This is a genomic window from Anoxybacteroides voinovskiense (assembly GCF_014196205.1).
Lineage (GTDB): Bacteria > Bacillota > Bacilli > Bacillales > Anoxybacillaceae > Anoxybacteroides > Anoxybacteroides voinovskiense.
Window position 1 is genome coordinate 1 of record NZ_JACIDE010000047.1, and the last position, 6,036, is coordinate 6,036.

General features: G+C 41.2%; 9 protein-coding genes and 1 pseudogene. 1 reads left to right on the top strand and 9 read right to left on the bottom strand.

Going from position 1 to position 6,036, the window contains the following annotated elements:
* Nucleotides 1–118, top strand: a pseudogene (locus GGR02_RS17090) (IS4 family transposase); the annotation flags it as partial.
* 164 nt (nt 119–282) lie between these two features.
* Here GGR02_RS17090 and GGR02_RS17095 read toward each other — a convergent pair.
* The 9 genes from GGR02_RS17095 to GGR02_RS17135 form a co-directional block, all read right to left on the bottom strand.
* Entirely contained in the window at nt 283–570 is a 288-nt protein-coding gene (locus tag GGR02_RS17095) for a site-specific integrase (protein WP_183186139.1), read from the bottom strand.
* A gap of 397 nt (nt 571–967) precedes the next feature.
* Entirely contained in the window at nt 968–1,261 is a 294-nt protein-coding gene (locus GGR02_RS17100; protein ID WP_183186140.1) for a hypothetical protein, read from the bottom strand.
* Nucleotides 1,262–1,271: 10 nt separating this feature from the next.
* Nucleotides 1,272–1,718 carry a JAB domain-containing protein gene (locus tag GGR02_RS17105; protein WP_183186141.1) on the bottom strand — a complete coding sequence of 149 codons (447 nt, stop codon included), beginning with the start codon at nt 1,716–1,718 and terminating at the stop codon, nt 1,272–1,274.
* Between the two features lie 188 nt (nt 1,719–1,906).
* The gene (locus tag GGR02_RS17110; protein WP_066322716.1) at nt 1,907–2,164 is read right to left on the bottom strand and encodes a DUF2283 domain-containing protein; all 258 of its coding nucleotides are present in this window, start codon (nt 2,162–2,164) and stop codon (nt 1,907–1,909) included.
* Nucleotides 2,133–2,516: a hypothetical protein gene (locus GGR02_RS17115; protein ID WP_066322715.1), complete on the bottom strand. Its 384-nt coding sequence runs from the start codon at nt 2,514–2,516 to the stop codon at nt 2,133–2,135. Before GGR02_RS17115 ends, GGR02_RS17110 begins: the two co-directional genes overlap by 32 nt.
* Nucleotides 2,516–2,794, bottom strand: a complete 279-nt coding sequence (locus tag GGR02_RS17120; protein ID WP_183186142.1) for a DUF3467 domain-containing protein — start codon at nt 2,792–2,794, stop codon at nt 2,516–2,518. The genes GGR02_RS17115 and GGR02_RS17120 overlap by 1 nt, the downstream gene beginning before the upstream one ends.
* Before the next feature lie 326 nt (nt 2,795–3,120).
* Complete coding sequence (locus GGR02_RS17125; protein ID WP_183186143.1) at nt 3,121–3,420, bottom strand: hypothetical protein; 300 nt, start codon at nt 3,418–3,420, stop codon at nt 3,121–3,123.
* Between the two features lie 12 nt (nt 3,421–3,432).
* The gene (locus GGR02_RS17130) at nt 3,433–3,879 is read right to left on the bottom strand and encodes a JAB domain-containing protein (protein WP_183186144.1); all 447 of its coding nucleotides are present in this window, start codon (nt 3,877–3,879) and stop codon (nt 3,433–3,435) included.
* Between the two features lie 172 nt (nt 3,880–4,051).
* Nucleotides 4,052–6,004 carry an Ig-like domain-containing domain gene (locus tag GGR02_RS17135; RefSeq protein WP_183186145.1) on the bottom strand — a complete coding sequence of 651 codons (1,953 nt, stop codon included), beginning with the start codon at nt 6,002–6,004 and terminating at the stop codon, nt 4,052–4,054.
* Nucleotides 6,005–6,036 lie beyond the last annotated feature (32 nt).

Below are 6,036 nucleotides of genomic sequence, written 5' to 3' on the forward strand. Positions count from 1 at the left end.
TTCGTTTGTCCGTCGTTTTTTCTCTGGACAACTTCCTCTCGAATGGAAATCCGAGATGGCAGCTGTCTTATTTGAGTATGCCCGAATATACGGGAGTAGTATGCCTAATTTTGGATAATCAACAGCCGTGAAAAAATGTAAAAAAACCATTACTTCGTTCGATAAAAAAACAGAGAGCCACTCAATGACTCTCTGTTCCTATCAATCTTCGACAATCTTCGGCGCGTGACAGGCACGCTAGCCCCGAAGTGCGGTAGTAGGGTTTTAAAATTTTTCTCGATTTTACGTGTTTATTTTCTTGACATAATACCACTTCTTTTGCAGGAAGTCATTGTACACTTTTAAGCTGTTGATTTTTTTGTTAATCGTCGCCACCGCATAGCCGTTGTCGATTAAATGTTGCTTATAACGGACAAATGAAAAACGAGAAAGCGGCTGACGTGAATCAACCACCTTCTCGACCATATACGCCTGAAACTTTGCGACATCCCCGACATACGACTCCATCGTTTTCGGCGATTTCCCTTCTTCGATGAGCCACTCTTTAAATGCATGGAGTAAATCTTGCACAAAATTCCCCCCTAAAACAGAAAAAACGATGGACACCTCATTCATCCATCGTTTCATCGTTTAATGATGTCAATGATGGTTTTCACCGTACATAAAGGGCACGATTGCTTGCATAGGCAAGAACACGGAAATACTTTCATCGGTCATTCCTCTTTTTTATTGTCCTTCGTTTATCCATTGTTTCATCGCTTCGGTGGCAACCGTCACCACAATGGTCGCAACAACTTTTTCCCACATGTCTTTTTCACCTCCTTTCCCTCCCGACAGTTATATCATAATGTCATGAGTTGTTTGGCAATGAAAGCATAGCGGTTCCTTGAGATTCATCAAATCTGCCATGTATGGTTGGAATCCTTTTCGTTTTGTCGGGAGTTTGGCAACAGAAATGTCGGGAGTTTCACACATACATCGTACAACCGATTCGCTTTCCGTCTTTGATCCACACTTCATACAACATCTCTCTCGTTTCTTCCGCAACGACCACACCAGCAATCCACTCAATCCCTTCTGCATCCACATACATGAACGCCTCTAATAAGAGCGGATTCGGCAATTTCGCCACATGTTCGGCAGGAATGAGTAAGTCATCGATCTCCTCATGGTCAAACGCATACGCTTCGTACCCGACTTCCTCCATTTTCACTTCCACGCCAAATTCGTGTTTCATTTTCGCAATAAACCATTCCAACATGATTTCCCCCTCACACGTACCCTTTTTCTTTCAACGACACGAATCGCTCACCGCCAACGACGACATGATCCAACAATTCAATCCCGACAATTCTCCCTGCCTCCACGAGTCTTCTCGTCACGTCGATGTCTTCCCTTGACGGTGTCGGGTCGGTCGATGGATGATTGTGTGCGACTAACACCGACGCCGCATTTGCCAAAATCGCCGACTTAAACACCTCGCGTGGATGGACGATACTGGCATTCAAACTCCCAACGTGGCAAACGTGGATGGCTGTCGGCTGATTTTTCGTGTCCAAACAAACGACGACAAACACCTCCCGATCCGCATCGGCAAGAAACGGCTTCAACAGCTTGTACGCATCCTCTGGCGACTGAACGCGCCGCTCCCTGTACAACACACTCGCCTCCCGAACGAGCTTCAGGCTGACAATGTTCACGCGTTTTGCAGGCTGCATACGATTCCCTCCCAAAATAAAAATTGCCCCCATTCCAAAAAGGAATCGAGGCGTTCGTTCAAAGGTATAATATATGTTTCAAATGCTGATTGATGCGGAAAAAAAAGAAACAGAGAGCCACTCAACGACTCTCTGTTTCTATCGATCTTCGGGGCGTAACAGTTCACGCAACCACCTAGGCATCGTCCTTAATGAAGCTGTTCATTAATCGAGTGAAAATTGATATGAATCGGTATATGTTTTGTAACCGCATCAACATCTCTTTTCTTATAATCCATAATAACAACACCTGTAATTACATCATCCTCTTCGGAAAATCTAATGAATACACCAGGGGCTGCTTCATCATCATATGACACCTTTGGCTCGCCAAAATAAATATACAGGACATCATGATCATAATCATAGGAGTATTTAATATTCCCTTGTAGATTTTGGACGAACATAAATAGCACTCCCTATTTCTTGATTCAATCTATTTTTCGCAATAACTGTCACCACATCCCCGTACTCTACATTTTGATGGTCAACAATGACAACCAACGCTTTTAGTGACTGAAATTTCGGCAGTTGGACAAGATCGATATATTTTTGTCTCGTATCATTTTGATTCTCAGGATTATTCGGTAAGATAAAACACGGATCTTGAATCACACCTTTAATCATTTCTTCTTGACCAACAAATTCCTCTCTAGTGTGATCTCCGCCAATAATGTGATAGTTCCACGTTGTGCTTTTCAGTCGAATTTCTTTTCCGAAAGGATCCTTAGTAATAAATATATAATCCCCGTCTTTCATTATTCCCCACTCTTCACGCCAATTATTCCTTGTTCAGAAAGCTCACGCATTTTTTCTTCACTCGGCGGAGATGGAATTTCACCAAATATTTCTTCATACTTCTTGACGTGCTCTAACAATAAATAAGCAAATTGTTTCGCATGTTGTGGACTCATCGTTACTTGTCCAAGATATATATTTTCAGTCGGTGATTGCTTTTGAAGATTAAGGATAATGTCATGAAGCCCCATCATAATATCAATGGAATTGCAATAAACATTAAAAGGAACTTTATCCATATCTCTTCCCCCAATCTTACTTTATTATATTTTAACACCACCTCAAGCTTTCCTGCATCACTGCGAACGATTTTTCACAGCACCAATTCGATAATTTTCCCCTGTATTTTTAGCCATTTCGATCTCCCCTTCTTTCCAGAACCTCGCCAAAACAAATAATTCGACATATAACGAAAAAATCTTTCAATAATTTTTCTTCATTTTTTGAAAAATTTCGTAAGCAAACTAGGCAATTCGACAATATTCACGCAATTTGACGATTGCCCGAACAAAAATCGCCCCCATCCCCAAACGGAATGAAGGCGTTCAAAAGTATAATATATGTTTCAAATGCTGTTTGATGCGGAAAAAAAAAGAAACAGAGAGCCATGTGACTCTCTGTTTCTATCAATCTTCGACAATCTTCGGGGCGTGACAGGCACGCGACCTAACTCATTCCCTTCTGCATCCACATACATGAACGCCTCTAATAAGAGCGGATTCGGCAATTTCGCCACATGTTCGGCAGGAATGAGTAAGTCATCGATCTCCTCATGGTCAAACGCATACGCTTCGTACCCGACTTCCTCCATGTTCACTTCCACGCCAAACTCACGTTTCATTTTTGCCATAAACCATTCGAGCATGATTCTTCCCCCTCACACGTACCCTTTTTCCTTCAACGACACGAATCGCTCACCGCCAACGACGACATGATCCAACAATTCAATCCCGACAATTCTCCCTGCCTCCACGAGCCTTCTCGTCACTTCGATGTCTTCCCTTGACGGTGTCGGGTCGGTCGATGGATGATTGTGCGCGACTAACACCGACGCCGCATTTGCCAAAATCGCCGACTTAAACACCTCTCTTGGATGCACGATGCTTGCATTCAAACTCCCAACGTGGCAAACGTGAATGGCTGTCGGCTGGTTTTTCGTGTCCAAACAAACGACGACAAACACCTCCCGATCCGCATCGGCAAGAAACGGCTTCAACAGCTTATACGCATCCTCTGGCGACTGAATGCGACGCTCCTTGTACAACACACTCGCCTCCCGAACGAGCTTCAAGCTCACAATGTTCACGCGTTTTGCGGATTGCATACGATTCCCTCCTAAAATAAAAATCGCCCCAATTCCTTGAAGGGAATTGAGGCATTCAAAAATATAATATATATTCCAAACCACGTTTAATGCGAAAAAAAAGAAACAGAGAGCCATATGACTCTCTGTTTCTTTTAATCTCGACAATCTTCGGGGCGTGACAGGCAACTTATTACTGAGTTACAGTATAAGTACCACCTGTAACTAGAGCATTACCATTGGCATCTTTTAATACAGCATCGCTCTTGACTTTAACAGTAATTGGTTTAGATAAATCTGTTAAAGCGTTTGTTAAAGTGATGTCTACATATGCGTTAGTACCACCAGATGCCAATGCGCTAATTGTATTTACAGCAACTTTAGCCCCATCAACGTATACTTCAAATGGATCTGCAGTATAACTTGCAATTGCCTCAGAGAAGTTGACACGAATTGTATTAGCTGCTATTAATTTAGCACTTGTTACTGTAGGAGCAACGTTCTCTTTTAACGGTGCATCTTCTAGATAAGATACAGAATCAATTACGTTGCCAGCTAAATCTTGAACGTTATTAATTCCAACAATATAACTACCAGTAACATCGATTGTACCAGGTTTTACAGTCAATCTAACAGTATCAGTATCCCCAACAAACACTGCAGAACTAAACGCTTTAACACCGTTTAATGTGTAATTATCAACATTTAAAGCCGTTGAATTCATTTTTTCACTAAACGTAATAGTGATTTCGCTAGGGTTGCCTGGTGTTTGAACAACAGCTGTTGAATCTACTGCTGTACCACCAGTATTCATTTTTAATGTTGGTTTTGTAGTATCAGCACCTACTGTAAAGTTAGTTGTTACCTCATATGCTTTTGAGTTAGCAGGAGTTGCGCTATCACTGATAATACCAGATGGAATAGTCACTTTATAAGAACCGTTCTTAGAAATTGCCGAGCCTAAGTCTACTACAACAACTTTAGTATTAGCTCCATCGTTAGTTAAAGTGCCACTAGCACCTGTAGTTAAGGATACAGTCTTCTCAACGTTATCTGGAGTCAATACTTTTACAGAACCGGCTGTTAAAATAGTAGCCTCATCAAATGTTAGATAAAGCTTGCTACCAGCTGTTGTATAAGAAACTAAAGATGGTGCATTTGTATCAGCTGCAAATGTGACAAACTTGTCAAATGCAGAAACAAGTGCATTGCCCTGTAGGTCTTGAACAGCGTTGATTGTTACTTTCTTGACGCCTGTTAAGTTAGTTGCAGAAACTCTAATATCCCAAGTCATTCCGTCGCCATTAACATCAACAGCATCCCCTACTGATGCTAAAGATGAAACCTTAACTACGTTTGTAGCTGTTCCACCGTCAAGAGCAATTGTGGCAATTTTATTTGAATTAGATGCGTCAACGAAAATAGGTTCAGAGAATACAACACGAACAGTCTGACGATCCTTTACTTCAAGGCTAGACACAGTAGGAGCGACAGTTTCAGTTTTAGCAACCGTAAACGAAGCTTCTACACGGTTATTAGCAAAATAGTTATCAGATAAGTCTTGTGCACCTAGCATTACTACCTTATATGTTTCATTTAAATTTAAAGAGCTTGCATCAATAACAATTGTCTTTTGATTAGATGAAAGTGATACTAAGGAACCAGTAACATCTGCATTGTTCTTATCGAACACTTTCACTAATGTTGCTGTGCTAGACTTAACTGGTTCGCTAAAGTTGATATAGAATTTCTTTTCAGCATGATTATATTTTGTAGAAACTACTGTCGGAGCAGTTTTGTCCTCAAATTTATAAAGTGCTTCATAAGCTGCAATTTTTGTTCCAGCAACATCTTTTACATCTGATACAGATACTCGGTAAGTAGTCCCGTTGGCTAAGGATTTGGTAATCTTTAAGTTAACAGTTACGGATTTTTTATCCTCACTTAACTTCAAATCAGAAGAAGCAAGGGAACCCCAAGCAGATTGATCTAGTGCTACACCATCAATCTTGTAGTTTGCTGGATTTGTAGCTGTATTAGCATCAACAGCTTTGTTAAATTTAACTGTTAATGTAGTAGAGTCAATCGCACAAAAGCAACCCCATTTTCTTCCACAAACACCATTCCGAAGCCCTAAGAGGCTCAAGGGGTTGGCAAAGTGCCATCACTCCTTGCATA

What these genes read in the sequence shown, in the direction of transcription:
- GGR02_RS17100 (WP_183186140.1), bottom strand. Translation starts at nt 1,261, where the DNA reads ATGTTGGAATGGTTTATTGCGAAAATGAAACACGAATTTGGCGTGGAA.
- GGR02_RS17105 (WP_183186141.1), bottom strand. Translation starts at nt 1,718, where the DNA reads ATGCAGCCTGCAAAACGCGTGAACATTGTCAGCCTGAAGCTCGTTCGG.
- GGR02_RS17110 (WP_066322716.1), bottom strand. Translation starts at nt 2,164, where the DNA reads ATGTTCGTCCAAAATCTACAAGGGAATATTAAATACTCCTATGATTAT.
- GGR02_RS17115 (WP_066322715.1), bottom strand. Translation starts at nt 2,516, where the DNA reads ATGAAAGACGGGGATTATATATTTATTACTAAGGATCCTTTCGGAAAA.
- GGR02_RS17120 (WP_183186142.1), bottom strand. Translation starts at nt 2,794, where the DNA reads ATGGATAAAGTTCCTTTTAATGTTTATTGCAATTCCATTGATATTATG.
- GGR02_RS17125 (WP_183186143.1), bottom strand. Translation starts at nt 3,420, where the DNA reads ATGCTCGAATGGTTTATGGCAAAAATGAAACGTGAGTTTGGCGTGGAA.
- GGR02_RS17130 (WP_183186144.1), bottom strand. Translation starts at nt 3,879, where the DNA reads ATGCAATCCGCAAAACGCGTGAACATTGTGAGCTTGAAGCTCGTTCGG.